Raw genomic sequence first — 26,552 nt, 5'->3', positions numbered from 1 at the left:
CGTCGAAACATCCTCGAAAGGACCACCAGAGCCATGACCACCACCGTTGCCGTGCGCACCGCGCAGGACGACTACACCACCGTCCGCACCGCCATCGGCGTCTACCCGATCACCGCCCCGCTGGTCCGGATCTCCGGCGGCGACCGCTACGAGTTCCTCGACCTGTTCCTCGCCAAGTCCAGCGAGTACGTCGAGCCGGACACCGTCCGCGAGGCGCTGGCGCTGAACCAGGACGGCTCGCCGTTCGCGATCCTGCTGCACTTCGAGATCGGCGACGACTCCTGGCTGCTGCCCCGCACCCCCGTCTCCGTCGACGCCCTGACCGGCTACCTGGAGGCGCTGGACGCCCCCGCCGACGTCACCGTCGAGGTCGCCCCCGAGGGCTGGGGCGCCACCGCGTTCGAGGGCCCGAACGCCTGGGCCGCGGCCGCCGCGTTCGTCGAGTTCGACATCTCCGGCCTGACCCTGCACGGCGTCACCGAGTCCGCCGTCCCCGGCGAGCCGGCCGCGCTCGCCCACCTGGCCCGGGTCGGCACCACCGGCGAGTACGGCTACCTGCTGCTGTCCAACGCCCCCGAGGCCGGCCACGCCGCCGCCGTCGAGGCGGTGCTCGCCCAGGGCGGCGCCGAGGTCGGCGCCGAGGGCCTGGCCCGGGTCCAGGCCGAGGCCGGCATGGCGGTCTACGCCGCGGGCTTCGCCGGCCTGCCGGTGCACGAGGCCGACCTGGCCTGGATGGTCGACTGGAACCGGGTCGGCGAGTTCCTCGGCTCCGAGGAGCTGGTCAAGCCCACCGCCGAGAACGCGAAGATCACCGCCCTGGCCGCCCCGGCCGGCGCCGCCTTCGCCGTCGGCACCCCCGTCACCGCCGGCGGGCAGCAGATCGGCACCGTCATCTGGCAGGCCCCGTCCGCGAACGCCGACGAGGAACTGGTCGTCGCCAAGCTGGACGCCCCGTTCTGGGTCCCCGGCCTGGAGCTCTCCGCGGCCGACCGGGACGGCGCCGACACCCCGGTCCGCACGGTCACCCAGCCCCGCGTCATCGCCCGCTCGCTCACCACCCGGATCCACTGATGACCAAGACCACCGAACGCATCGCCCTCACGGGCCTCGGGCTGATCACCGGCGCCGGCGATGACGTGGAGAAGAGCTGGGCCTCGATCTCCCAGGGCGTCTCCGGCATCCGCACCAACACCCTGTTCGACACCGCCGAGCTGCTCACCGACTGGGCCGGCATGGTCACCGCCGAGCAGCCCGCCGACCTGGACCGCTGCTACGCGCTGGCGGCCACCGCGATCCGCGAGGCGCTGCGCAACTCCGGCCTCGACCTGGACACCGTGGACCGCGACCGGGTCGCCGTGGTGGTCGGCTCCAGCCTCGGCGCGATGCCCACCCTGGAGAGCGTGCACCGCGGCCTGGTGAAGGACGGCGTGCTGGACGCCGTCCAGGCCGCCGCCTCCCAACTCCCGTGCGTGGGCGACTTCATCGCCGCCGAGTTCGACCTGCGCGGCCCCCGCGTGGTGCTCTCCAACGCCTGCGCGGCCAGCGCCGTGGCCCTCGGCTACGCGGCCGAACTGCTCTGGAAGGGCGACGTCGACTACGTCATCTGCGGCGGCGTCGACCCGCTGGCCCAGCTCTCCGCGTACGGCTTCTCCGCCCTCGGCGCGCTCGATCCCGAGCCGTGCGCGCCGATGACCGCCTCCACCGGGCTCACCCTCGGCGAGGGCGCCGGCTTCATGGTGCTGGAGTCCGCCGAGCGGGCCGCCGAACGCGGCGCCGCCCCGCTCGCCGAACTCGGCGGCTACGGCCTCTCCTGCGACGGCTACCACCAGACCGCCCCCGACCCGAGCGGCAAGGGCGCGGCCGCCGCGATGGCCCAGGCCCTGCAGACCGCGGGCCTGGCCCCCGAGGACGTCGACTACGTCAACCTGCACGGCACCGGCACCCCCGCCAACGACGTGTCCGAGCCCAAGGCCGTGAAGCTGCTGTTCGGCGCCGAGGTGCCGCCCGCCAGCTCCACCAAGTCGATGCTCGGCCACACCCTGGGCGCGGCCGGCGCGGTGGAGGCGATCGTCTCCACCATGGCGATCGACCGGGGCGTCATCCCGCCGACCGTCAGCACCCGCGGCGTGGACTCCCCGTTCGGGCTGGACATCGTCCCCAACACCGGGCGGCCCGCACCCCTCGAAGTGGTCGCCTCCAACTCCTTCGCGTTCGGCGGCAACAACGCCACCGTGGTGCTCAACAAGCCCGGCCGGCCCGCCCGTTCGGCCCGGCGCACGCAGCCCGTGCACCACGTCGTGGTCACCGGCGTCGCGGGCCTGGCCGGTTCGGCCGGCTCCACCGCCGAACTGACCGCCGCGCTCGCCGAGGGCCGGGTCGGCTTCGACAACCTGGAGCAGGTCGCCGGCGTCGGCGAGTGCCCGATCGGCCGGATCGACGTCAAGGCCGTCGCCAAGCGCCTCAACCCCAGCAAGGCCCGCCGGATGGACCCGCTGGGCGTGCTCGCCGCCGGCGCCGTCGGCGACCTGTACGAGCGGCACGGCAAGCCGTCCCGCGCCGAGGCCGAGGGCACCGGCATCGTGTTCGCCACCGGCTACGGCCCGGTCACCTCCGTCCTGAGCTTCCACCAGGGCGTGCTGGAGCAGGGCATCACCGGCGCCAACCCGGCGATGTTCGCCAACACCGTGGTCAACGCCGCCGCCGGACACGTCGGAATGCTGCACCGCTACCGCGGTTACACCGCCACCATCGCCAACGGCGGCACCTCCTCGGTGCTCGCGCTCCAACTGGCCGCCCGGGTGATCGCCCGCGGCATGGCCGACCGGATCATGGTCGTGGTCGCCGACGAGTTCCCCGAGCAGGCCCTGGCCACCCAGGCCCGGCTGCCCGGATACGCGACGACGACGCGGGTGGTCCCCGGCGGCGGCACCGGCACCGTGCTCTCCGAGGGCGCGGCCGCGATCCTGCTGGAGTCCGAGGCCTCCGCCGCCGCCCGCGGCGCGAGCGTCCTGGCGGACGTCCGGGGCTTCGGAGCCTCCGGCGAGGCGGCCGGCATCGGCCGGATCGGCCGCGACGGCGAAGCCTGGGCCCGCGCCCTGCGCGGCGCCCTCGCCGAGGCCGACTCCACGCCCGAGCAGATCGACACGGTGGTCTCCGCCGCCTCCGGCTACCGCCTGGTCGACGTCGCCCAGTCGCGCGCCCTGACCCTGGCCGGCCTCTCCGACCGCCCCACGGTCACCCCCAAGGCGCTGCTCGGCGAGACGTACGGCTCGGCCGGCGCCCTCGGCCTGGTCGCCGCCCTGGCCGGCGACGCCCCCGCCGGACGCCTGCTGCTGTCCAGCTTCGCCTACGGCGGCTCCTACGCTGCCGCGGTGTTCGACGCGAGGCCGTGATGGGCGCCGTGCGAAGCGTGCTGCGGGCCGCCGGGGACTGGCTGGAGGAGCAGCGCCCGGAGACCGACCTGGTCGGGACGGACCTGGTGATGCTCGGCTGGGCCGGCCGGTTGGGCCCGGTGCTCGCCGCGGCCTCCGCGACCGCGACGGCCGAGCGGCTCCGGACGCCGGAGTCGGTGCCCGGCGGGGCACCGGACTTCGGCCGGGTGCCGGGCGGCGGCCCGGCACCCACCCAGGCCCCGGCGGACGGCCGGCCCGACCGGGCGGCACCCGGGCCGACGGTCCGGCGGGCGACGGCGGAGGCCCTGTCCGCCCCCGCGCAGCCGAACCGACCGGCGCCCGCCGCGGACGCGCCGCAGGGCGGCCCGGCGGACGAGGCCGCCATCGACTGCCTCGTCACCCGGCACCCGCACCTGCCGCGCGACCGGATGGGCCACCGGCTGAACGACGCCGGCCGGTGGCTGATCACCGAAGCGGTGGCGACCCTGTACGGGGTCCGGCTGAGCCCCCGTGAGCTGGCCCGCGACGAGCACCGGCGGTGGAGCGTGCCGGAGCTCGGCCTGACCGCCTCGGTGGCGCACTGCGCCGCGTACTCGACGGTGGCGCTGGTGTCCGGCCAGACCGTCGGCGTGGACCTCCAGGACCACCGGGACCGGCCGTTCGCGATGCAGTGGCTGGGCGCGCTGCTCGGCCGCCCGGACGGCGAGCCCGCCACCATGCGGGACTTCGCCGAGTGCGAGGCGCTGATCAAGGCCTCGCACCTGCGCAAGGAGACCTTCGCGGGCGTCCGGCTGCCGGACTGGCGGCCGGGCTGGCGCCCCACCAACGTCGGCCACCTGGTCCGCTCCGCAGACCTCGGCCACGGCCTGCACCTGGCCCTGGCCACCGACGCCCCCGCCGCCGTCCGCTGGTGGTGGCAGCCGCAGCCGTCCGCACCCGCCGTCCGCACCGAGGCACTCGGCCTGGAGGCCGCCGCATGACCGCCGCCCGCTGCGCGGGGCAGGCCGGGACGGAGCAGCGGCCCGCCGTCGGGCCCGAACCCCGCCGGCCGCAGAACTCCGGTGCGGCCGCACTGCTCACCGCCCACCCGGTGCTGGACGGCTCCGCCGAACTCGGTTCTCCGGTCGAGGAGTTCGGCGTGGCGTCGCAGACCGGTCCGGGCTGCGCGCAGCGCGCCTCCGCCCGCGCCTGCTCGCGGTGGGACTGCTCGGCCGAACCCGTCGGCCCGCAGGCGGACTCCGGTGCCGCCCCGACGCCGTCGGCCGAACCCGGCCGCGCGCGGCGCGAGGTGGTGGCGAGCAGCTGCTCCCGGTGGGACTGCCTGCCCGAACCCGCCGCTCCGACTCTGGAACTCGTCGCATGACCGCCATCGCGACCACCGCGACCGCCACCGCAGCCACTACCGCCGCCGTCCGCCGACCCGCCTCGCAGTTCGAACTCGGCACCCTGCCCGAGGACGTGGCCACCCGGCCCGAGGACTTCGCCGCCCCGACCCTGGAGCTCGTCGTATGACCGCCACCGCCGTTGCCACGCCGGCCCGGGCCTACACCCGGCGGATCTCCCAGATCGAGCGCGGCTACCTGAACGCCAACGCCACCGGCACCCCGCAGCTGATCCAGATGGTCGTCGAGGGCGAGGGCCGGATCGACCCGGAGCGCCTCGCCGACGCGGTACGGCAGGCCACCACCGCCAACCCGGGCCTCGCGGTCCGCCGCAAGGGCCCCAACTGGCGGGCCGGGGACGCGCTCCCGCCGATCACCGAACTGCCCGCCGACGCCGGGTTCGACCACCCGTTCTTCCACCGCGACCTGGACGTGGTGGCCGGGCCGGTCTGCGAGGTCGGCCTCGCCAACGGGCCGGTGACCACCCGACTGGTGGTCCGGGCCAGCCACATCGTCACCGACGGCCGCGGCCTGCGGTACTGGATCGAGGACCTGTTCCGCGCACTGCGCGACGAGCCCACGATCGGCGCGGACTCCACCGTCGACGACACCCACTTCCGGACCGCCGCCGCCCCCGTCCCGGCCGCCCCCGTCCCGGCCCGGGTGGAGGGAGGCCCCGCGATCCTCGGACAGGGGACCGCCGACGGAACGGCGCTCTGGCTGCGCCGCTCGATCGCGGCCACGCCGTCCGCCGCCACCGCCCGGATCGGCGCGGCGGTGTCCCGGCTGCTGACCGCCGACGCCGGCCGCCTGATCATCCCGGTGGACCTGCGCCGGCACGACCGCGAGGTCCGCTCCACCGCCAACCTGACTTCCCAGCTGGTGCTCGACCTGCACCGCGAGGACCGCTGGAACCGGCTGCACAGCCAGCTGCTCGCCGCCATGCTCCGCAAGCGCGAAGTCGCCGCCCTGGACCGGGACTTCCTGCGCAACAACCCGTTCGCGAACTCGCTGCGGGAGGCCCAGGAGCTGGACGGCACCCGCTTCCCGTGCACCGCGATCCTCACCGACCACGGCCGGATCGACACCGAGCTGTTCCGCACCGCGCACTTCCGTCCCACCGACTACTGCACGCTGCCGATGCTCGTCCCGTACGCCGAGATGTTCCTCAGCACCTGCCAGCTGGGCGGCCGTACCGAAGTCACCCTGTCCTGCCGCAACCGGCCCGACGCCCGCCCGGCCGCCGAGGCCGTCCTGGACGAGGTCGAACGCGCCCTGCTCGCCGTCGACTGACCCGGCCACCCCTCCTCCCGCTGATGAAGGACCCGCGAAGATGCCCACCAAGCAGCCCGCCCGCACCACGGTGAACGCGGCCAAGGGCAAGGCCCGCCGCACGCCGGGCCCGGCACGCAAGCCCGCCGCCAAGCCCGCAGCCGCCGCCAAGCCCGCCGCCGCGAAGCCCACCGCCCCCAAGCCCGCCAAGGCCGCCCCCGCCGCCGTCGTGAAGACCGTCGAGCCGACCGCGGTGGTCGAGGAGACCGTCGCGGTCGCCGTGGCGGAGCCCGAACCCCCGTCGACGTCCGCTGCCGACAGGCCGGCCGACGCGCCGCCGGCCCAGGACGGCGGTCCGTCCAAGGCCGCGTTGATCACCATGGCCGTCGCCATCGCCGGCGGGTTCATCGCACTGCTGGACACCACCATCGTCAACGTCTCCATGCAGGAGACCACCGCCCGGTTCGGCGGCATCAACCAGGTGCAGTGGGTGGTGACGGCCTACCTGCTGGCGCTGGCGGCGACGATGCCCGCGACCGGCTGGCTGTCCACCCGGTTCGGCACCAAGCGGGTGTTCGCCGCGGCGGCCGCGCTGTTCGCGCTGGGCTCGCTGGGCTGCGCCGCCGCCCAGTCGCTGGACCAGCTGATCGCAGCCCGCGGCCTGTCCGGCGCGGCGGCCGGCATCCTGACCCCGGCCTCGACGATCCTGCTGACCCGCGGCGTGCCGCGCGAGCACCTGGCCAAGGTGCAGGGCCTGAACGGCTCGGTGATGCTGATCAGCCCGCTGCTCGGCCCGACCATCGGCGGTCTCTTGGTCGCCTGGGGCGGCTGGTCGGCGGTGTACGTGGTGAACATCCCGTTCTGCGCGGTGCTGCTGTTCGCCGCCGTGCGCTGGGTCCGCAAGGACGCCCCGCCGGCCGGCAGCGCCAAGCCGCTGGACCTGCTGGGCCTGGTCTCCTCGGCGACCGCCACCGTCTCCCTGGTGCTGGCCATCCACGCGTACGCCGAGCGCGGCGCCGAGGCGAGCGCGGCGCTGCTGGTGCCGCTCGGCCTGGCGGTGGTCGGCACGACGGTGTTCGTGGTGCGCGAGCTGAAGGCGAAGCACCCGCTGCTCGACCTGCGGCTGTTCCGCATCCCGGTGTACGCGACCGCGGTGGTGAACATCTTCTGCCTGGGCTTCGTCCTGTACTCGCCGATGATGCTGATCCCGCTGTACTTCGAGGACGCCCGCGGCGAGTCCGCGGTGACCACCGGCCTGCTGATGTCCACCGGCGGCCTGGGCGTGGTGACCGCCGCCTGGCTGTCCCGGGTGCTGCTGCGGAAGATCGGCGGCGGTGCGACGGTGCTGATCGGCATCAGCCTGACGATGATCGCGACCGTCCCGATGACCGGCCTGACCGGCGCCACCCCGTACTGGCTGATCTGCGGCAGCCTGGTGATCCGCGGTCTGGGCACCGGCCTGACCATCGTGCCGACCATGACCCGGGCGTTCCAGTCGATCCGTCAGGAGTCCATCCCGGACGCCTCCTCGCAGCTCAACCTGACCCAGCGGATCGGCGGCGCGCTGGCCATCGCGGTGGTCACGGTGGTGCTCACCGACTCCGCCCGCAGCCACCACGGCATGGTGCCGGCCGCGTTCGCGCACTCCTTCGGCTGGCTGCTCGGGGTGTACGGGGTGACGCTGCTGCCCGCGCTGGCGCTCCTCCTCGCGGACCGCCGGGAGAAGCGCCAACAGGCCGCGCAGGCGGCCTGACGGAGCATCGGAGCAGGACGCCCGCGGTCAGCGCGTGGCGGGGAGCCAGCCGTCCTGGACGGCGTGCACCCCGGCCTCGAACCGGCTGCGGGCGTCCAGGCGTTCCATCAGGTTGGCGGCGAACCGCCGGGCGGTGCGCGGGGAGACGCCCATCCGCTTGGCGATCGCCTCGTCGGTGTGGCCCTGGGCGAGCATCTTCAGCACCGCGAGCTCGTGCGGGGGCATCTCGTTCTCGTCGCACTTGGGGGCGTCCCCGACCGGGATCGCGCCCGACCACACGCCCTCGAACAGCGCGCACAGCGCGGCCACCGTGCCGGCGCCGCGCAGCACCACCGCACCGGCCCGGGCGTCCTCGGTGTCGATCGGCAGGACCGCCTGCTGACGGTCGAAGATGATCATGCGGATGGGGAGTTCGGGCACCGTGCGGACCTGGCCGCCCTGCAGGTTCAGCCAGGTCACGTGGTCCAGGGTGGGCCGGTGGTTGCGGACGCTGTCCAGGTAGACGGTGCGCATCTGCACGCCGCGCTCCAGCAGCGCCGCGTTCGGCTGCCGGCTGGCCCGCAGGTCCTCCTCGGTGTGGGCGCCGCCGGGGGCGAACGTCGCCACCTCCTGGCGCACCGACCCGGCCAGCTCGGCCAGCCGCTCGCGGATCATCTCCGGGCCGTTCAGCTGCTCGGACGCCGCGTCGGTGGCGGTCGGCCGGAACGCCGAGCACTCCGCGATCAGTTGGGCCGCCGCGGCCCGCGACGCCTCCACCCGCAACTGCTGGGCGGCCAGTTCGGCCTGCTGGCGGGCCAGCAGCACCTCCATCGCGGTCTCCGGTCCGACCGCCCGGAAGCCGATGCCCTCCCGGGCCGACGGCTGGATCAGGGCCAGTTCACTGAGTCTGTCGAGTCCGGTGCGGACTCTGTCCTCGGTGAGACACAAGGCTCTGCCCAGCGCCACCACCCCGGCCTGCGGGTCGGCGAGCATCCTCCGGTAGATGGACTCGGCCTCCGCATCGAGCCCCAGAACGTCCAGCATGGATCGGTCCCCGTTTCGATCAGCGCCAGTAAGGTCTACATCTTTTCCTGAGCTTACTGACACAGGGCAACCACACCTTGACCCCAAGATTCCACAAACATGTCAGGACAACGGCGGTCCGGACACGACCCGCGGAGCGTCCCGACCGGGCCCGCTCTCAGGCTGTCACCGCCAGTTGACCGACAGTCAGATCGGCTGGCGGTCCGCTCCCGTCCGACGGCTCCGGCAGCAGCCGCGAGCAGTCCCGCACCAGGCTGTGGAACGAGAACAGCGCCGCCGCCTCCTGCCGGATCAGGTTGTTCTCGTACAGCACGTCGAGGCAGCCCTCCACCTCGTCCGCGCTCAGCCCCGTCACCGCCGCCGCCCGGTCCACGTCGAACGACCCGGCGGGCTGACGGCTCATCAACAGGCTGAAGCGCTGCTGCGCCCGGTCCAGGTACTGGTAGGACGCCCGCAGCAGCGCCATCAGGTCGCGGTCCGCGGTGCGCAGGCAGCGGGCCCGCCGCTCCGGGTCGGCCAGCCGGTCCACCAGGTCCGCCACCGACCACGCCGGCCGGTCCCGCAGCCGGGTCGCGGCGATCCGGATCGCCAGCGGCAGATAGCCGCACAGCGCCGCCGCCTCCGCCGCCCGGACCGGCTCCCGCGCCACCCGGCGCTCCCCGGCCACCCGGGCGAGCAGCTCCACCGCGTCGCCCGGCGGCAGAACGTCCAGCGGCAGCGCCACCGATCCGTCCAGCGCGCTCAGCTTGCGCCGGCTGGTCACCAGCACCAGGGTCTCCCCGGCGCCGGGCAGCAGCGGGCGCACCTGGGCGCTGGTCGCCGCGTCGTCCAGCACCAGCAGGCAGCGCCGGCCCGCCAGCCGGGAGCGCCACAGCGCGGAGCGCTCCTCCAGCGAGGCCGGGATCCGCTCCGGGCCCAGGCCGTCGGCGCGCAGCAGCGCGGCCAGCGCCTGGCTCGGCGGCACCGGCGGCCGGGACTCGTCGAAGCCGTCCAGGGCGGCGAAGAACTGGCCGTCCGGGAAGTCGGCGGTCACCCGGTGCGCCACCCGCACCGCGAGCGTGGTCTTGCCGACGCCGCCCATGCCGTCGATCGCCAGCATCAGCGGGGCTCCCGCCGCCCGGCGGGCCACCGCCTCCTGGAGCAGCGCCAGTTCGGCGCTGCGGCCGGTGAAGTCGGTCAGGTCGTGCGGCAGGCAGTTGGGCCGCTGCCCGGGCGCGGGGTCCTCCGCGGCCGCCGGGCGGGCCGGTGGCCGCTCCGGTGCGTCGTGCACGCCGGGCGCGTCCGCGAGGATCTCCGAGTGCAGGGCCCGCAGTTGGGGGCTCGGCTCCAGGCCGAGTTCGTCCGCCAGGAACCGGCGGCCCTCGTCGTACACCGCCAGCGCGTGCGCCTGCCGGCCGCTGCGGCACAGCGCCGTCATCAGGCTCCGCCGCAGCGAGTCGCGCAGCGGGTACTCGGCCAGCAGCGCGGTCAACTCGCCCACCAGCGAGGAAGTCTCACCGACCTTCAGGCGCAGCGCCATCAGGTCCTCCAGCGCGGTCAGCCGCTGTTCGTTCAGCTTCACCGCCGCGCTGGTCACCGCCGGGCAGTGGATGCCCGCGAAGGCGTCGCCGCGCCACAGGTCCACCGCGGCCTGCAGCAGCCGGATCGCCTCCGGGAACCGCCCGTCCCGTTCGGCGGCCCGGGCCTCCCGGACCTTGCGGGTGAACCGGTGCGCGTCCACCGCGTCCTCCGGCACCGCGAGCCGGTACCCGACGTCCACCGTCACCAGTCGGTGCTCGCCCGCGGCCAGCACCCGTCTCAGGTCGCGGATCGCGTTGTGCACCTGCGGTCTGGCCGACGGCGGCGGGTCCTCCCACAGCTCGTCCACCAGGAAGTCCATCGGCACCACCCGGCCGGCGTTCAGGAGCAGCAGCGCCAGGAGTCTCTGCTGCCGCATGCCCCGGACGTCCACCAGGACGCCGCCCTGACGCGTCTCCAGCGCGCCCAGGACCAGGTATTCCATCGTCTTCACCCCCGTGAGTGCGATCGGTCGGATGTGCGGTCGTCGTGCGTGGGGCTCAGCCGCCCCAGGTGACGTCGCCGTTCGGGGAGACGACCGGGCTCGGAGTGGCCGTCGCGACCGGCACGACCTGGCCGGCGCCGGTGCCGTCGGCGACATTTCCGGAGTATTCCACCGACGCTGCGGAAAAGGCCAGTGCGGCAATTGCGGCGACCGAGAGGGCGACCAACTTGGAGACGCGGGTGACCAGCACGGAAATTCTCCTCGAAAGTGGTGGAATTTCCCCGGGATCGCTTTCCCGGGGTTTCGGTCGGCGTCCTCGCCGCTGCCGACACCACTACTGTGCTCCACCTGCGCCACCGTGGGAACAGCGGGCGGCTGGACGGAACATGCACTGTCCTAAGCCGTCCACGCGGCGGCTACTCGAAGCCCCACCAGGGCCCGGGAACCAGTGCGGCGCCTACCGCCAGCACGCCCCAGCCGGCCAGTGCGGGCTCCCTGTCCACGGCCCGCCGCACCAGTCGGGCCGCCCGCTCCTCCGCCTCCAGCAGGGTGGCCGCCAGGCTGAACACCCCCACCGTGACCTCGCCGGATCCGGCCGGGTGGACGCTCACGTGCTCCAGCGCGTCCAGGTCCTCCGCGTGGGAACGGATCAATTCCGCCAGGTCGGGAGGAGAGCTTCGACCGACCGGCGAGCGTAGTCGCGCATGCACCAGATACATACTCCTATCTTCGGCCCCGCCACTAGGTGCTCGAACAATTCCGTGCTGGTCGATTCATGCCATGTCATAAACCGACCAGGCCCGGCATCGGGCGAATTCGGGCACAACGACGGCAGGGCCCCGGGAGCGACCTGCGCCCCCGGGGCCCTGCCCGGTTCACTGTCCACAGCCCTGTGGACAGGCGTCACGGTGGTGCGTCAGCGGCCCTGCAGCGCCTTGACGTTGTCGCCGAAGCTCCAGCCCTTCGAGCCGTCCCAGTTGATCGACCAGTCCATCAGGCCCTTCAGCTGGCCGTTGAAGGCGCTCCAGGACTGGCTGACCAGGCTGGGCGCCATGTAGCCGCCGCCCGCGCCGGGCTGGGCCGGCAGGCCCGGGACCTGCTTGTCGTACGGGACCTTGATGGTGGTGCCCTGGATGTTCAGACCGTTGTTCAGGCAGGTGGTCTGGGCGGTGAAGCCCTGGACGGTGCCGGCCGAGTAGGAGTCGCCGGAGCAGCCGTACATCGAGCCGTTGTAGTACTGCATGTTCAGCCACCACAGCCGGCCGTTGTCGACGTACTTCTTGATGATCGGCAGGTAGGAGCCCCAGATCGAGCCGTAGGTGACGCTGCCGCCGGTCACGTACGCGGTCTCCGGGGCCATCGTCAGGCCGAAGCCGGCCGGCATCTGGGCCAGCACGCCGTCGATGATGCGGATCAGGTTGGACTGCGAGGGGGACAGCGTGCCGATGCTGCCGCTGCCGGACAGGCCGGTCTCGATGTCGATGTCGATGCCGTCGAAGTTGTACTTCTTCAGGATCGGTACGACGGTCGCCACGAACCGGTCGGCCACCGCGCTGGAGCTCAGGTCGATGCCCGCGGCGGCGCCGCCGATCGACATCAGGATGGTCGCGCCGGCCGCCTTGGCCTGGCACATCTCGGCCGGGGTGGAGACCTTGACGCCGCTGTCCATGCCGTCCTGCCACAGCACGGTGCCGTCCGACAGGATCACCGGGAACGCGGCGTTGATGACGTTGTAGCCGTGCTGCGCCATCCGGCTGTCCGTGATCGGGGTCCACCCCATGCCCGGGTGCACGCCGTTGGACGCGCCGTCCCAGTTCTCCCAGTAGCCCTGCAGCACCTTGCCGGCCGGCTTGGGCTTGGTCGGGCAGGTCGCGTCACCCGAGGTCGAGCTGGACGACGGGCTGGCCGAGGCGCTGCCCGAGGGGCTCGACGAGGCGCTGCCGGACGGGCTGCTCGACGGGCTGGCCGAGGCGCTGCCCGACGGGCTGCCGGACGGGCTGGTGCTCGGCGACGGGCTGCTGCCGCCGGGGCCGGAGAGCGTGAAGTCGTCCGCGTAGTAGGCGGGCTGCCCGTACCAGCCGTGCACCCAGACGGTGACGGAGGTGGTGCTCGCGCCGGTGGTGAAGCCGACGCTGAGCTGACCGTACGAGGCGTTGCCGGCCGTCCAGGTGGACGGGGAGGTGGTCAGCCCGGTGCCGGTGGCGCCCAGGTAGACGTAGCTGCCCTGGACGTACGCGCTCAGTGTGTACTGGGAGTTGGGCTGCACGCTGATGGTCTGGCTGCACTGGGCGGTGTCCTGGCCGCTCGGGGTGGCCTGGAGCGCGGAGCTGCCGGAGTGGACGGGGCTGCCGACGACCGTGGCGCCGGAACAGGTCCAGCCGGAAAGGCCGTTCTCGAAGCCGGAGTTGGCCACCAGGTTGGTGGTGTCGGCGGCGGCCGTGACCGAGCCGGCCACGGCGAGGCCGGCGCCGACCACGGCGGCCGCGCACACCCCGGCGAGGGAGCGCTTGAGAACGCTCGGGCCGGGTTCGGGCCGCATCACCTGCACTGCGCGTTCCACGCCCGCCTGTTGCGGGCGTGACGTGCGCGGGCTCCGACGGAACATGTGGTGCTCCCTTCCCGCCGAGCGCCATGGGCATGGGTGTGGCCATGCTGCGTGGGGGCGTGACGCCCGGCTCTGGGTGAGGTGGGGGACATGTGGGGCTGTGCCGACCGGATCGTAAAAGCGCTGGCAGAGCCCGTCAATAGGTCTGGACCAAAGGCAAGGGTGGTCTGGACCATCGGCGAGGGACGGCCGGTCGGCCGGGCCGCGCGGCCCCGAAGTCCCGCCCCACGTGGTCAGGGTGGACGCTGACCTGGGCGCCCACCCGGCGCCCCGACGCGCCGCACCCGGCCGGTCGCGGCCCGGCACACCGCCCAGGCCCACTGCCGGGTGGCCTGTCTGCGCGGCGAACACGGGCCCCGGCCCTGGCGGTGGACGGCCATCGCCTGATGCGGCGTCAGTCCACGCAGGGCACCCCGTCCAGCTTCACCGGCGCCTGCCCGGCGTTCCCGGAGTACACCTCCCCGGTCTCCGCGGAGGTGCTCGACGGGACCGGCGCCACCGGCCCGTTGCCCAGCAGGATCTGCTTGGCCGCCCCGTCCACGGTGCGCACGCGATTCCCCTCGAACGCGATCGGCAGCGTCGACGCGGTGCCCCGGCCGGCCGCCAGCGCCGGCACCTGGCGGACGAAGTCCACCGGGCTCCACCCCTTGTCGGTCACCAACTGGTCGGAGAACGCACCGTAGAGCGCCGACAGCTTCGCCGGATCCGTCAGCACCCCGCCGGTGCGCAGCTTCGTCAGCACCCCAGCCAGGAGCGCCTGGGCCCGGGTGGTCCGCTGCACGTCCGAGCCGTCGCCGATGCCGTGCCGCTGCCGGACGAACGCCAGCGCCTGCGCCGGGCCCACCTCCTGCTTCCCGGCGGGCAGCCGGATCCCGCTCCAGGCGTCCTTCACCGCCTCGTTCAGGCAGACCGGCACTCCGCCGAGGGCCTCCACCGCCCGGACGAAGCCGGTCATCGAGATCTCGGCGAAGTGGTCCACCGGCAGCTCCGCGAGCCGCTCCACGGCCGTGATCAGCGCGGCCCGCCCGGCCTCCCGGGCGCGCCGGCGCAGCTCGTCCTCGGGCAGGTTCTGCCCGCGCAGCCGGTCCAGCTCGGCAGCCTCCGCCTTCGGGTACACCCCGTTGACCGGGCCGTCCCAGCTGCGCCCGTCCGGCGCCCACAGATCCCGGGGGATCGACAGCTGCCGGACCTCACCGCCGTCCGGCGGGATGTGCACCAGGATCAGCGTGTCGGGGATGTCCTGGTGGCGCAGCAACGGATCGGTGGGCACCGGCCCGCCCAGCGAGTCGATGCCGGGTCCCAGCCCCATCAGCAGGATCGTCACGCCCTTCGCCGCCGGCTGTGCGTGCGGCGGCGATGTCGAATCGGCCAGGTCGATCGCGTTCGACCGCGTCCCCGGCACCCCGTGCGGCACCGTCAGCATCCCCGCCCCGACCACCACGGCGGCGGTCAGCGCACTCGCCGCCAGCACCGCCCGCCGCCGGGCCCGCCTGCGCCGCCGACCGATCGCCAACCCGCCGTCCACCAGCCGCGCCGTCACCTCCGGCCCCGGACCGCCCCCCGCCTGCCCGAAGGCCGCCTCCAACTGCACCTCGAACTCCCCGTCCCCGCCGTTCACTTCACCACTCCCTCGACCGAGCTCGCCGTACTCCCCGTACTCCCCGTACTCCCCGTACTCCGCGCTCACCGCGCCACCAGCTCCGCCAGTTCCCCGCCCAGCAAGGTCCGCAGCTTGGCCAGCGCCCTCGAAGACCGGGTGCGCACCGCCGCCGAACTGTCCTTCACCATGGCCGCGGTCTCCTCCACGCTGCGGTCCTCCCAGTACCGCAGCACCACCACCGCCCGGTCCCGCGGCGGCAGTTGACCCAGCGCGTCGACCAGCGCCAGCCGCAGGGCCGAGTCCGGCGACTGCGCGGCCACCTCCGGCAGCACCTCGCTCGGCCGCTCACTGCTGCTGCGCCGCCGCTGGTGCGTCAGGTACGCCCGCACCAGCACGGTCTGCGCGTACCCGGCCGGATTGTCGATCCGCCCCGCCCAGCCCGGCCGGTGCAGCCGGTGCCACTGGGTGTACATCTGACCGAGCGTCTCCTGCACCAGATCCTCGGACAGGTGCGAGTCACCGCCGGTGAGGAAGTACGCCGAGCGGTAGAGCTGCCCGGACCGGGCCGTCGCGAACGCGACGAACTCCTCCTCCAGGGCCGCCCGCCGTCGAGCTGTGGCCACGTTTCCTCTCCCTCCGCCGAGTCCGCCCTATGACGACCCGGCACGGCCAGGATGTTTCATCCAGCCCCCGAAAAGATTCCTGTCCGGTAGCGGACAGCTCCCGGGGCCCCGCCCGCTGGAAGGATGGAACAGCCCCACCGTTCGTCCCCCGCACTGGAGTTCGCCATGGCCATCACCCACGATCCACTCACCGGCAGACTCGTCCGGCTCAGAGAACTCCGCGAGAGCGACCTCCCCCGACTCACCGCCTGGTGGCGCGAGCCCGGCCTCGCCATCCAGCAGGTAACCGGCCCCGTCCACCCCCAGCCGGACGGCCGCCTCGCCGACATGTTCCGCGCCTGGAGCCAGAACACCGGCACCGACCTCGGCCTCTCCGTCGAAACCCTCGACTCCGAGGACCTGGCCGGCCACGTCACCCTCTACGGCGCCACCCCCAAGGACCGCTGCGCCACCCTCGCCATCATCATCGGCCCGCCCCACCAGGACCGCGGCCTCGGCACCGACGTCCTGCGCACCACCATCCGCTACGGCTTCGAGGAGCTCGGCCTCCACCGCATCGAACTCACCGTCAACGGCTACAACACCCGCGCCCTCGCCGCCTACCGCCGCGCCGGCTTCACCGAGGAGGGCCGCCGCCGCGAGGCCGTCTTCCGCGCGGGCAGCTGGCACGACCAGGTCCAGATGGGCGTGCTCAGCACGGAGTGGCGCGAAGACGGGTAGCCGACTGAGGGGCACGAGAACAGGGAGAGCACACCCGGGCGCCCCCACGCGCCCCTGAGGGTGCTCTCCCTGACTTCGCCACCGGTCGCCCGGCTAGCGCTGGAACGCCCCCACCCCGTTCGGGGTGCCCAGCCCGGTGGGCCCGTCGTAGCCCGGGCCCGCCGTGCAGAGGTAGGCCGGGCGGCAGGTGGAGGTGGATCCGGTGACCACGTCGTTGAGCGCGGCCGGGTGGGCGTACGGGAAGCTCGCGGGGTTGCTGCCGGCGGGCGGGGCGCCCGCGAGGGCGTAGGTGGCGGTGATGATGGGGGCGGCCGCGGAGGTGCCGCCGTAGGTGTACCAGCCGGAGCCGCCGAAGCTCTGGTAGACGGCGACGCCGGTCTCGGGGTCGGCGACGGCGGCCACGTCGGCGACGGTGCGGCGGGTGCAGCCGGTGTCCTTCTGCCAGGTGGGCTTGGCGAGCCTGGCGGAGCAGCCGCTGCCGGCGCCTTCGGAGGAGGTGGTCGACCAGACGTTCTCGGTCCACCCGCGCAGCGAGGCGTCGGTGCGGAGGGAGGTCCCGCCGACGGCCGTGACGCGCGGCGAGGAGGCCGGGAAGACCACGCCGTAGCCGCCGTCCCCGGAGGCGACGGCGATGGCCACCCCGGGGTGGTCGAAGTAACGGCTGTCGTACGTGGCGGAGTTGACGCTCTCGGGCCCGCCCCAGCTGATCGAGACGTACTTGGCGCCCAGCCCGACGGCGGTGTTGACGGCGGTGCCGAGGTCGGACATGCCGGCGCTGTCGGCCTCGACGAGGATCAGGTGGGCGCGCGGGGCGATCGCGGACACCATGGCGAGGTCGAGCGCCGTCTCGCCGGCCCACGCGCTGTCCGTGCGCGGGAGGCGGCTGCCGCCGCGCTGGTCGGTCTTGCGGAAGCAGCCGCTGTCGGTGGTGCAGGACGGCAGGCCGTAGTGGCTGCGGTAGACGCCGAGGTCGGCCTCGGCGTTCGGGTCGTCGTAGGCGTCGACGACGGCGATGGTGGCGCCCGCGCCGCCGTCGGCGGGCAGCCCGTACGCGTCGAGCAGGTCGGCGGGGCCGTAGCCGCCCTGGGCGGAGGCCGGCCTGACGACCCGCAGGGCGTTGCAGGCGGCGGTGTCGGCGGTGGTGGGGCGGGCGCAGCTGCGCACCCAGTGGGCGGCGTGGTGGTGGGTGTCGGCGTGCGTGGGGGCGGCGGCGGTGAGGGTGGTGAGCAGGGCTGCGGCGGTGGTGAGGGCGAAGGTGCGCACGGACGGGCCTCCGGTCGGGACGGCGGACCGGTGGCGCGCGTGGAGCTCCCTGCACGACCGGTCACGGTTCGTACAGGGAGTGTTGACGCGGAGTCAGCGATTTATGCGTCCGGTCACTCGGCCGGTAGATGGTCGACGCCGCCGACCTGGACGCCGGCCTGGCTGTGCCGGCGGGCCGGTTCGCGGCCGGGCGGCTGGCCGGGCCGATCCGCGGGGGCGCTGATCTTCGCGGTGGGCCGGCTGACGGACTTGCCGACCTCGACGCGCAGCGGCACCCCGTCGTGCAGGATCGTCAGCACGCTGCCGCGGCGCAGCGTGTAGGTGGTGGCGGCGTGGGTGATGTCGACCCGCAGCAGGTGCTCGTGCACGGACATCGAGAAGCACAGCCGTTGCAGTCCGGCGGGCAGCCGGGGCCGGAACGCGAGCTGTTCGCCCGCGTCGCGCAGGCCGCCGAAGCCGGTCACCAGGGCGATGCAAGCGCCGGCCAGCGAGGCCATGTGCAGGCCGTCGCGGGTGTTGCCGCCGAGGTCGTGCAGGTCCATCAGGGCGGCTTCGGCGGTGTAGTCGTAGGCCAGGTCGAGCTGGCCGACCTCGGCGGCGATCACGGCCTGGGTGCAGGCGGACAGCGAGGAGTCGCGGACCGTCAGGCGCTCGTAGTAGGCGAAGTTGCGGGCCTTCTGCTCGGGGGTGAAGAGGTCGCCGCGGACCTGCATGGCGAGCACCAGGTCGGCCTGCTTGACGACCTGCTTCCGGTACAGGTCGAAGTACGGGTAGTGCAGCAGCAGCGGGTACTTCTCGGGCGGGGTGGCGTCGAAGTCCCACATCTGGTGGTCGGTGAAGCCGTCCGCCTGCGGGTGCACGCCGAGCTGCTCGTCGTACGGGACGAACATCTTGTCGGCGGCGTCGCGCCAGGCGGCGGCCTCCTCGGTGTCCACCCCGAGCACCGACGCCTCGTTCAGGTACTTCAACGCGGTGTCGGCGGCGTTCCACAGGTTGGACTGCGCCATCACGTTGGTGAAGACGTTGTTGTCGGCGACCGCGCTGTACTCGTCGGGGCCGGTGACGCCCTCGATCCGGAAGTTGCCCTTGGCGTCGTGGTGGCCCAGCGAACGCCACATCCGGGCGGTCTCCACCAGCAGCTCCAGGCCGTGCGTGCGCTCGAACTCGGTGTCGCCGGTGGCCCGCACGTAGCGGACCACCGCGGCCGCGATGTCCGCGCCGATGTGGAACGCGGCAGTGCCGGCCGGCCAGTACCCGGAGCACTCCTCGCCGCGGATCGTCCGCCACGGGAACACCGCGCCCGCCAGGCCGAGTTGGGCCGCTCGCTCGCGGGCCATCGGCAGCGTGGTGTGCCGCCAGCGCAGCGCCTGCTTGACCGCCTCCGGCAGGCAGTAGGTCAGCACCGGCAGCACGAAGGTCTCGGTGTCCCAGAACGAGTGCCCGTCGTAGCCCGGCCCGGTCAACCCCTTTGCAGGGATGGCCCGTTCCTCACTGCGGGCGCCCGCCTGCAGGACGTGGAACAGCGCGAACCGGACGGCCTGCTGGAGTTCGACGTCGCCCTCGATCTCGACGTCGTTGTCGCCCCAGAACCTGCCGAGGAACTCCTTCTGCTCGGCCACCAGCCCGTCCCAGCCGGTGTAGCGGGCGGCGGTCAGCGCCGCCTCCACCTGGTCGCGGACGGCGGGCAGCGACCGGGTCGCCGACCAGCCGTACGCCACGAACTTCACCAGGCGGAGCTTCTGGCCGGACTTCAGCACCGTGGTGACGGTGAGCCGGGCCTGGTCGTCCGAGGCCTCGGCGGCGGTGTCGATCCGCTCCGGACCGTCGATCACGTGGTCGATCCCCGCGGCGACCCGCAGCCCCGAGAACCGGGTGCGGTGCACCAGCACGCCCTTCGTGCCCTCCGCGTGCCGCAGCTCCGACGCCAGCGGTGCCTCCAGCACGGCCGCGGCCCGCGGATCGCCGTCCCCGCCGCCCGGCAGCTGCTCGTTGGCGACCAGCTCCGACTGCAGCACGATCCGCACCGGGCCGTCCACGGCCTCCACGGTGTAGTCGATCGCGCACACCGCCCGCTGGGTCAGCGACACCATCCGCCGGGAGCTGACCCGCACCGTCCGCCCGGCCGGCGAGGTCCACTCGGCCTCCCGGCGCAGGATGCCGTCCCGGAAGTCCAGGCTGCGCCGGTGGCTGCGCAGCTCGCCGTACCGCAGGTCGAACGGCTCGTCGTCGACCAGCAGCCGGATCAGCTTGCCGTTGGTGACGTTGATGACGCTCTGCCCGGACTCCGGGAAGCCGTAGCCGCTCTCCGCGTACGGCAGCGGACGCAGCTCGAACACGCCGTTCAGGTAGGTGCCGGGCAGGCCGTGCGGCTCGCCCTCGTCCAGGTTTCCGCGCAGCCCGATGTGGCCGTTGGACAGCGCGAACACCGACTCCGCGCGGGCCTGCCCGGGCAGGTCCAGCGCGTGCTCGCTGATCCCCCACGGATCGACCGTGAACGCCTCGGACGGGCTCATCCGCGCTCCCCGAGCAGCTCCGACAGGTCGTCGACCACCACGTCCGCGCCGTGCTCCCGCAACGCCGCGGCCTGCCCGGTGCGGTTCACCCCGACCACCGTGCCGAACCCGCCGGCCCGGCCCGCCGCGACGCCCGCCAGCGCGTCCTCGAACACCGCCGCGTGCTCCGGGGCGACCCCCAGCTGCTCCGCCGCGGCCAGGAAGGTGTCCGGCGCGGGCTTGCCCGCCAGGTGGTCACGGGCCGCGGTGATCCCGTCCACCACCACATCGAACATCCCGTCGATCCCGGCGGCCCTCAGCACGTCCCGACAGTTCGCACTGGACGAGACCACCGCACGCGGCAGCCCCAGCTCCCGCAGCCGCTGCAGGTACGCCACCGATCCCCGGTACGGCTGCACACCCTGCTCGCGGATCATCCGCAGCACGGTGTCGTTCTTCGCCGCCGACAGCCCGTTCACCGTCCGCGACCCCGGCGGGTCCTGCGAGGCGCCCTCCGGCAGCTCGATGCCGCGCGAGGCCAGGAACTGCCGGGTGCCGTCCAACCGCGGCCGGCCGTCCACGTACCGGTCGTAGTCCTCGACCGGGTCGAACGCGACGAACGGAGCGCCGGTGCGCTCCGCCTCCGACCGCAGGAAAGCGTCGAACATGTCCTTCCACGCGGTCGCGTGCACCTTCGCGGTCTGGGTCAGCACCCCGTCCAGGTCGAACAGGAAGGCGTTGATGCGGTCCGGAAGTCCCAACATGCAGCCAGTCTCACCCGCCGCCGCCGCTCCATGCCGGTCATCGCCCGAAACGGCGCGTCGCGATCAGTCCGCCGCCGCGTGCACCCCCGGGTGCGAGTGGCCGTCCGGCACGAACAGCGGCTGCGGACGCCCGCTCTGCGCGTAGTCCTTCAACCGGACGATCGCCTCCGCCCAGCCGCCCGCCGCCGCCGGAACCGACGCCACCGTGTCCGGGCCCCACCCGAGATGGCGCAGCAGCAACAGCGTGCGCCGCGACCCGTCCGGATGGTCGAACAGGTCCCACGTCACCGTGGTGCCCTGCCAGGTCGGCGGATACATCCCGACACTGCGCCACCCCACCCGGTCCAGGTCCGCCCGCTCACGCCGGAGCCGGAGCGGCTCCGGCGCACCCGGCACCGTGACCAGCAGATCCTCCCCGTCCCGGTCGATCCCGGTGCTCCACCACGACGTCAACCCCACCTGGGTGTCCAACGCCGCCAGCAACCGCTCCCGGGACGCCGCGACATCGACCTGCAAGGCGATCTCGGCCATCGCACTCACCTCACCACCCACCATCGCGCGAAACGCACTCGCGTGCGAAACGCAGGCGGGCGCACCGACGGGGTGTTCACCTTGCCGCAGGCGACATCCGGGTCGAGACGCCCACGCGGTTGAGGGCGTTGATGCTGATGATCAGGCCGAGCAGGTTCGCCAGTTCCGTCTCGGAGAAGTGCTTCGCGGCCTCGTCGAAGACCTCGTCCGGGACGTGCGTGGAGGCGACCAGGGTGACGGCCTCGGTGAGGGCCAGCGCGGCGCGCTCGCGGGCGGTGAAGAACGGCGTCTCCCGCCACGCGGACAGCGTGTGGAGGCGGTGCTCGCCCTCGCCCTGCTCGATGGCGTCGCGGGAGTGGATGTCGAGGCAGAACGCGCAGCCGTTGAGCTGGGAGGCGCGCAGGTTGACCAGTTCGGCGACGACCGGGTCGCCGAGGCCGGTCCGGGCGAGGCGGTCGAGGGCGATCAGGTTGCGGTAGAACTCGGGGACGACGCGGGCGAAGGCGAGGCGCGGGGCAGGTGCGGGAACGGTCTCGTGGTCGGTCATGGCCCCCACGCTAGGCGGGAGTTGTCCTACCGGTGTGGTTCATTTGAGGGATGAGTTCCTGGGCCACTTTCGGTGGTGACCTGCACCTCGACCTGACCGCCGGCCGCGCCCGCGGTCTCGGCCTGCGCGCCGCGCTGGAGGACGCGCTACGGACGGCCGTGCGCGACGGACGGCTCGCGCCGGGCACCCGGCTGCCCTCCTCCCGGGCGCTGGCGACCGATCTCGGGATCGCCCGCAACACCGTCGCCGAGGCGTACACCCAGCTGGTCGCCGAGGGCTGGCTGATGTCCCGTCAGGGGTCGGGCACGGTGGTCGCCGAGCGCGGCCCGCAGCCGACGCCGTCCGCTCCGCCGCCGGGCCTGCGGCAGCCCGTCGCGGTGCGGTACGACCTGAAGCCGGGCTCGCCCGACCTGAGCGGGTTCCCGCGCGGCGCGTGGCTCGCGGCGGCCCGCCGGGCCCTGGCGACCGCCCCGCACGACGCGTTCGGGTACGGCGACCCGCGCGGCCGGATCGAGCTGCGCCGGGCGCTCGCCGGGTACCTGGCCCGGGCGCGGGGGGTGCGCACCGACCCGGAGCGGCTGCTGATCTGCTCGGGCGTGCAGCAGGGACTCGGCCTGGTGTGCGCGGCGCTGCGCGAGCAGGGCCTCGGGGCGGTCGCGGTGGAGGCGTACGGGCTGCCCCCGCAGCACGCGGTGCTGGCCGCGCAGGGGCTGGCGCTGCGCCCGCTGCGGTTGGACGAGGGCGGCGCGGTGACGAGTCGACTGGGCGGCACGGACGCCGGGTTGGCGCTGCTGACGCCGGCGCACCAGTTCCCGACCGGGGCGGTGCTGCAGGCGCGTCGGCGGACGGAGGCGGTGCACTGGGCGCGGCAGGTCGGCGGGTACCTGCTGGAGGACGACTACGACGGCGAGTTCCGCTACGACCGGCACGCGATCGGGGCGATGCAGGCGCTGGACCCGGAGCGGGTGGTGTACGCGGGCACCGCGTCCAAGTCGCTGGCGCCGGGCGTGCGACTGGCCTGGCTGGCGCTGCCGGCCGCGCTGGTGGAGCCGGTGGCGCGGCACAAGCAGCTGGCGGACGGGCAGAGCGGCGCCCTGGAGCAGTTGACGCTGGCGGAGCTGATCGAGTCCGGCGGCTACGACCGGCACATCCGCCGTAGCCGCCACCTGCTGCGGCGCCGCCGCGACCGGCTGGTCGAGGTGCTCGCCGAGCGTGCCCCGCGGGTGCGGGTGACGGGGATCAGCGCGGGCCTGCACGCCGTCCTGGAACTGCCCGAGGGATCGCCGGGCGAGGAGGAGTTCCAGGCCCGGGCGCTGCGGGCGGGCCTGCGGGTGCACACCCTGGGGTGGAGCCGGGTGGACGCGGCGGACCGGCCGCCGGAGCGGCCCCCGGCGCTGGTGATCGGCTACGGCACGCCGCCCGACCAAGCCTTCGAGGCCGCCCTGGACGCGCTGTGCGCCGTGCTCGGCCCCTGACGGCCGGTCACTTGCCGTGGCGGCCGACGTAGAACAGCAGGAACAGGAAGCCCACGAAGCCGTGGCCCGACACGATGTAGATCCAGACCCGGATCCACACCCGGTTGGAGGCGCGGTAGCCCGCGTCGACGGTCTCCTTGTACTGCGGAACGGCGGGCTTGGTGTCGGCCATGGCGGTCTCCTGACGGTGGTGGCGGACGGGTTCGGGGGCTACAGGCGCGGGGCGTCGCCGAGGCACAGGTCGCCGGCGGGGCTCTGCAGCAGGGTGTGGACGAAGATCAGGTCGACTCCGGCCTCGGAGTCCGCCGCGATGACGTGCGGGGTCAGCGAGTCGAAGTGCGCCGAGTCGCCCTCGGCGAGCAGGTGCACCCGGTCGCCCAGGGTGAGCTTCATCCGGCCCTTGGTGACGTACAGCCACTCCTCGCCGGGGTGCACCCGCACCACCGAGTCCTGGGTGCCCGGCGGGACGTGCACCCGCAGGGCCTGCATGGCCCGGCCCGGAGCACCGGCGCGCCGGTACCCCCAGCCGCCGGCCCGGCCGGGTTCGACCACACCGCCGCGGATCACCGGATCGGGCTCGGCCACCTGCTCGCCGAGCAGCCCGGACACGCTGGTCCCGTACGCCCGGGCGAGGCCGAGCAGCACCGGCAGCGAAGGCTGGCGCCGCCCGGTCTCCAGGCGCGACAAGTAGGCTGGCGACAGGCCGACCCGGGCCGCCGCCGTCTCCAGCGTGAGCCGACTGGAGACCCGCTGTTCCCGGAGCCGCGCGCCGAGGCCCGCGACTTCCTGGTCGTCGCCGAGTGGACTGTCTGTCATGACTCCAGTCCACACCCTCCGTGCCTCATAGGCAACATCTTTGCCCCACAGGCAAACCGGGTGGATCCCCCTTCGGTTTCCAGTCTCCTCGCCCTTATCCGACCGTCAAGGACAGGTCAGGGGCGGGGCACGTTGCGCAGATTGGAACGGGCCAGGTCGATCATCCGGCCGACGCCGCCGGCCAGCACCGTCCGCCCGGCGGCCAGCGCGAAGCCCTTGAGCTGGGCGGCGGTGATGCGCGGCGGAATGGACAGCGCGTTCGGATCGGTGACCACGTCCACCAGGGCCGGACCGGGGCGCTCCAGCGCGTCCGCCAGCACCTCGCGGACCTTCGCCGGGTCGGTCACCCGCTTCGCGGGGATGCCGCAGGCCCGGGCGATCGCCGCGTAGTCCACGTCGCCGTTGTCGATCTCGAACTCCGGGTAGCCGGAGACCAGCATCTCCAGCTTGATCATGCCGAGCGCCCCGTTGTTGAACACCACGGTCTTCACCGGCAGCCGGTGCTTGGCCACCGTCAAAAGCTCACCCAGCAGCATGCCCAGCCCGCCGTCGCCCGACATCGACACCACCTGCCGTCCGGGGAACGCCAGTTGGGCGCCGATCGCATGCGGCAGCGCGTTCGCCATCGAGCCGTGCAGGAACGAACCGATCACCCGCCGTCGCCCGTTCGGGGTCAGGTAGCGGGCCGCCCAGACGTTGCACATGCCGGTGTCCACGGTGAACACCGCGTCGTCGGCGGCCACCTCGTCCAGCACCGACGCCACGTACTCCGGGTGGATCGGCCGGTGCTTCTCGATCCCCGACGTGTACGCCCCGACCACCGTCTCCAGCGCCCGGCAGTGCCGGGTCAGCAGACCGTCCAGGAACGACCGGTCGGTCTTCTGCTCCAACAGCGGCAGCACCGCCCGCAAGGTCGCCGCCACGTCCCCGTGCACCGCCAGCTCCAGCGCGGTGCGCCGGCCCAGCCGGGTCGCGTCGTGGTCCACCTGCACGGTGCGGGCCTGCGGCAGGAACGAGTCGTACGGGAAATCGGTGCCCAGCAGCAGCACCGACTCGGCCTCGTGCAAAGCCTCGTGGCACGCCCCGTAGCCGAGCAGCCCGCTCATCCCGACGTCGTACGGGTTGTCGAACTGCACCCACTCCTTGCCCCGCAACGAGTGCCCGATCGGCGCCTGCAGCGTCCCGGCGAGCTTCATCAGCTCCTCGTGCGCGCCCCGCACCCCCGCGCCCGCGAACACCGCCACCGTCCGCGCCGCGTTCAGCGCCTCGGCGAGCGCCTGCACCTGCGACCACGGCGGCGCCGCCACCGCCTGCTCGGTCAGGAACGTGCTGCGCCCGGTCGGCGCCGGAGCCGCCAGCGCCGCGACATCGCCCGGGAACGCCAGCACCGCGACACCGCGCGCCCCCAGCGCGTGCTGGATGCCCACCCGCAACAGCCGCGGCAACTGCGCCGGGCTCGACAGCAACTCGCACCAGCCGCTGCAGTCGGTGAACACCCGCTCCGGATGCGTCTCCTGGAAGAACCCCGTCCCGATCTGCGCGGACGGAATGTGCGACGCCAGCGCCAGCACCGGAACGCCACTGCGGTGCGCGTCGTACAGGCCCTGGATCAGATGGGTGTTGCCCGGCCCGCAACTCCCCGCACAGACCGCCAGTCGCCCCGTCAGCTCGGCCTCGGCCGCCGCCGCGAACGCCCCCGCCTCCTCGTTCCTGACGTGCACCCAGGAAATCCCCTCGGCCCGCCGAATCGCGTCCACCACCGGATTCAGGCTGTCCCCCACCACCCCGTAGACCCGCTCGACCCCCGCCTGCTGAAGCACTTCCACCATCTGGTCGGCCACGCTGCCCACGGGATCACCTCATGCCACGAGACGTTTCGGACGAGCCGAACATATCGGGTGAAAACGGGCGTGGAACGCAGACAGGCGCGAAAACAGGGGCGCGTGGGGCCCCTGCTCCCGCACCCGCCTGCGCCTACCGCCGGTCCAGTGTCTTGCCGAGCGCCTCGCACACCCCCGTCGTGCGGTCGACCGTCTCGCCCACGATCGGGTAGTTCGCGAGGTCGCGGTGGCAGAGCTCGGTGGCGGGGGGCATGCCGTCGAGGTAGCCGTTGTCCATGCCGTGGACCTCGTCGAGGCCGCTGACCTGAATGATCGGAGCGTCGGCGTAGGCCGGGGTCGCGCCGAGGGCGAGGCCGGAGAGGGAGAGGGCGGCGAGCGCGGTGAGCTTGTTCATGGCTGGTAGAACGAGGGCCGCCCCCGCCCGGTCACGTGCGGTGACCCGGCGAGGACG

The 26,552-nt window shown here is 73.6% G+C and carries 25 protein-coding genes; 9 read left to right on the top strand and 16 right to left on the bottom strand.

Annotated features, from left to right (window positions below):
• The first annotated feature begins 33 nt into the window (after positions 1 to 33).
• From ACI1MP_RS18140 to ACI1MP_RS18110, 7 genes are read left to right on the top strand one after another with little or no spacing between them, the layout of a single operon-like run.
• Positions 34 to 1,071: an aminomethyl transferase family protein gene (locus tag ACI1MP_RS18140; protein WP_380333874.1), complete on the top strand. Its 1,038-nt coding sequence runs from the start codon at positions 34 to 36 to the stop codon at positions 1,069 to 1,071.
• Complete coding sequence (locus ACI1MP_RS18135) at positions 1,071 to 3,392, top strand: beta-ketoacyl synthase N-terminal-like domain-containing protein (protein WP_404869033.1); 2,322 nt, start codon at positions 1,071 to 1,073, stop codon at positions 3,390 to 3,392. The genes ACI1MP_RS18140 and ACI1MP_RS18135 overlap by 1 nt, the downstream gene beginning before the upstream one ends.
• On the top strand, positions 3,392 to 4,372 hold the full coding sequence (locus ACI1MP_RS18130; protein WP_404869032.1) for a hypothetical protein: 981 nt from the start codon (positions 3,392 to 3,394) through the stop codon (positions 4,370 to 4,372). Before ACI1MP_RS18135 ends, ACI1MP_RS18130 begins: the two co-directional genes overlap by 1 nt.
• Positions 4,369 to 4,755 carry a hypothetical protein gene (locus ACI1MP_RS18125; RefSeq protein WP_380333877.1) on the top strand — a complete coding sequence of 129 codons (387 nt, stop codon included), beginning with the start codon at positions 4,369 to 4,371 and terminating at the stop codon, positions 4,753 to 4,755. The genes ACI1MP_RS18130 and ACI1MP_RS18125 overlap by 4 nt, the downstream gene beginning before the upstream one ends.
• Positions 4,752 to 4,904 carry a hypothetical protein gene (locus ACI1MP_RS18120; protein WP_404869031.1) on the top strand — a complete coding sequence of 51 codons (153 nt, stop codon included), beginning with the start codon at positions 4,752 to 4,754 and terminating at the stop codon, positions 4,902 to 4,904. The genes ACI1MP_RS18125 and ACI1MP_RS18120 overlap by 4 nt, the downstream gene beginning before the upstream one ends.
• Entirely contained in the window at positions 4,901 to 6,067 is a 1,167-nt protein-coding gene (locus ACI1MP_RS18115; protein ID WP_404869030.1) for a hypothetical protein, read from the top strand. The genes ACI1MP_RS18120 and ACI1MP_RS18115 overlap by 4 nt, the downstream gene beginning before the upstream one ends.
• A gap of 40 nt (positions 6,068 to 6,107) precedes the next feature.
• Positions 6,108 to 7,799, top strand: a complete 1,692-nt coding sequence (locus tag ACI1MP_RS18110) for a DHA2 family efflux MFS transporter permease subunit (RefSeq protein ID WP_404869029.1) — start codon at positions 6,108 to 6,110, stop codon at positions 7,797 to 7,799.
• A 27-nt stretch (positions 7,800 to 7,826) separates the two neighbouring features.
• Here ACI1MP_RS18110 and ACI1MP_RS18105 read toward each other — a convergent pair whose 3' ends face one another.
• From ACI1MP_RS18105 to ACI1MP_RS18075, 7 genes are all read right to left on the bottom strand, one after another.
• Positions 7,827 to 8,822 (bottom strand): helix-turn-helix transcriptional regulator, encoded by a 996-nt coding sequence (locus tag ACI1MP_RS18105; protein ID WP_100588953.1) that lies wholly within the window; start codon positions 8,820 to 8,822, stop codon positions 7,827 to 7,829.
• 157 nt (positions 8,823 to 8,979) lie between these two features.
• On the bottom strand, positions 8,980 to 10,824 hold the full coding sequence (locus ACI1MP_RS18100) for a BTAD domain-containing putative transcriptional regulator (RefSeq protein WP_380333907.1): 1,845 nt from the start codon (positions 10,822 to 10,824) through the stop codon (positions 8,980 to 8,982).
• A 55-nt stretch (positions 10,825 to 10,879) separates the two neighbouring features.
• Positions 10,880 to 11,074 (bottom strand): hypothetical protein, encoded by a 195-nt coding sequence (locus ACI1MP_RS18095; protein WP_100588951.1) that lies wholly within the window; start codon positions 11,072 to 11,074, stop codon positions 10,880 to 10,882.
• A 166-nt stretch (positions 11,075 to 11,240) separates the two neighbouring features.
• The gene (locus ACI1MP_RS18090) at positions 11,241 to 11,477 is read right to left on the bottom strand and encodes a hypothetical protein (protein ID WP_380333881.1); all 237 of its coding nucleotides are present in this window, start codon (positions 11,475 to 11,477) and stop codon (positions 11,241 to 11,243) included.
• 263 nt (positions 11,478 to 11,740) lie between these two features.
• Positions 11,741 to 13,429 (bottom strand): carbohydrate binding domain-containing protein, encoded by a 1,689-nt coding sequence (locus tag ACI1MP_RS18085; protein WP_404869028.1) that lies wholly within the window; start codon positions 13,427 to 13,429, stop codon positions 11,741 to 11,743.
• 394 nt (positions 13,430 to 13,823) lie between these two features.
• Complete coding sequence (locus ACI1MP_RS18080) at positions 13,824 to 15,116, bottom strand: LCP family protein (RefSeq protein WP_380333883.1); 1,293 nt, start codon at positions 15,114 to 15,116, stop codon at positions 13,824 to 13,826.
• Positions 15,113 to 15,652, bottom strand: coding sequence for a SigE family RNA polymerase sigma factor (locus ACI1MP_RS18075; protein WP_043915519.1), 540 nt, complete (start codon positions 15,650 to 15,652; stop codon positions 15,113 to 15,115). The genes ACI1MP_RS18080 and ACI1MP_RS18075 overlap by 4 nt, the downstream gene beginning before the upstream one ends.
• Before the next feature lie 123 nt (positions 15,653 to 15,775).
• Here ACI1MP_RS18075 and ACI1MP_RS18070 point away from each other — a divergent pair, with 123 nt between their 5' ends.
• Entirely contained in the window at positions 15,776 to 16,372 is a 597-nt protein-coding gene (locus tag ACI1MP_RS18070; protein ID WP_363478514.1) for a GNAT family protein, read from the top strand.
• A gap of 93 nt (positions 16,373 to 16,465) precedes the next feature.
• Here the strand turns inward: ACI1MP_RS18070 and ACI1MP_RS18065 are convergent, their stop codons facing one another.
• From ACI1MP_RS18065 to ACI1MP_RS18045, 5 genes are all read right to left on the bottom strand, one after another.
• On the bottom strand, positions 16,466 to 17,635 hold the full coding sequence (locus ACI1MP_RS18065; RefSeq protein WP_380333884.1) for a S8 family serine peptidase: 1,170 nt from the start codon (positions 17,633 to 17,635) through the stop codon (positions 16,466 to 16,468).
• A gap of 113 nt (positions 17,636 to 17,748) precedes the next feature.
• On the bottom strand, positions 17,749 to 20,148 hold the full coding sequence (locus ACI1MP_RS18060; protein ID WP_380333885.1) for a glycoside hydrolase family 65 protein: 2,400 nt from the start codon (positions 20,146 to 20,148) through the stop codon (positions 17,749 to 17,751).
• Entirely contained in the window at positions 20,145 to 20,891 is a 747-nt protein-coding gene (locus tag ACI1MP_RS18055; protein WP_380333886.1) for an HAD family hydrolase, read from the bottom strand. Before ACI1MP_RS18055 ends, ACI1MP_RS18060 begins: the two co-directional genes overlap by 4 nt.
• 63 nt (positions 20,892 to 20,954) lie before the next feature.
• Positions 20,955 to 21,422, bottom strand: a complete 468-nt coding sequence (locus tag ACI1MP_RS18050; RefSeq protein WP_380333887.1) for an SRPBCC domain-containing protein — start codon at positions 21,420 to 21,422, stop codon at positions 20,955 to 20,957.
• Positions 21,423 to 21,498: 76 nt separating this feature from the next.
• Positions 21,499 to 21,969 (bottom strand): carboxymuconolactone decarboxylase family protein, encoded by a 471-nt coding sequence (locus ACI1MP_RS18045; RefSeq protein ID WP_404869027.1) that lies wholly within the window; start codon positions 21,967 to 21,969, stop codon positions 21,499 to 21,501.
• A gap of 50 nt (positions 21,970 to 22,019) precedes the next feature.
• On the opposite strand from ACI1MP_RS18045, the gene ACI1MP_RS18040 reads away from it, so the two are divergent.
• Positions 22,020 to 23,444, top strand: coding sequence for a PLP-dependent aminotransferase family protein (locus ACI1MP_RS18040; protein ID WP_404869026.1), 1,425 nt, complete (start codon positions 22,020 to 22,022; stop codon positions 23,442 to 23,444).
• Between the two features lie 7 nt (positions 23,445 to 23,451).
• Here ACI1MP_RS18040 and ACI1MP_RS18035 read toward each other — a convergent pair whose 3' ends face one another.
• The 4 genes from ACI1MP_RS18035 to ACI1MP_RS18020 form a co-directional block, all read right to left on the bottom strand.
• Positions 23,452 to 23,616 carry a DUF6126 family protein gene (locus ACI1MP_RS18035; RefSeq protein WP_157815763.1) on the bottom strand — a complete coding sequence of 55 codons (165 nt, stop codon included), beginning with the start codon at positions 23,614 to 23,616 and terminating at the stop codon, positions 23,452 to 23,454.
• A gap of 38 nt (positions 23,617 to 23,654) precedes the next feature.
• Complete coding sequence (locus ACI1MP_RS18030; protein ID WP_100588942.1) at positions 23,655 to 24,260, bottom strand: helix-turn-helix domain-containing protein; 606 nt, start codon at positions 24,258 to 24,260, stop codon at positions 23,655 to 23,657.
• Positions 24,261 to 24,376: 116 nt separating this feature from the next.
• Positions 24,377 to 26,110, bottom strand: coding sequence for a pyruvate dehydrogenase (locus tag ACI1MP_RS18025; protein WP_380333890.1), 1,734 nt, complete (start codon positions 26,108 to 26,110; stop codon positions 24,377 to 24,379).
• A 124-nt stretch (positions 26,111 to 26,234) separates the two neighbouring features.
• The gene (locus ACI1MP_RS18020; RefSeq protein ID WP_100588941.1) at positions 26,235 to 26,495 is read right to left on the bottom strand and encodes a hypothetical protein; all 261 of its coding nucleotides are present in this window, start codon (positions 26,493 to 26,495) and stop codon (positions 26,235 to 26,237) included.
• Positions 26,496 to 26,552 lie beyond the last annotated feature (57 nt).

Origin of the sequence: Kitasatospora griseola, from assembly GCF_044999035.1 — a bacterium.
Lineage (GTDB): Bacteria > Actinomycetota > Actinomycetes > Streptomycetales > Streptomycetaceae > Kitasatospora > Kitasatospora griseola.
The sequence above is the reverse complement of the archived record's forward strand: the minus strand, read 5'-3'. Positions and strand labels throughout refer to the sequence as shown.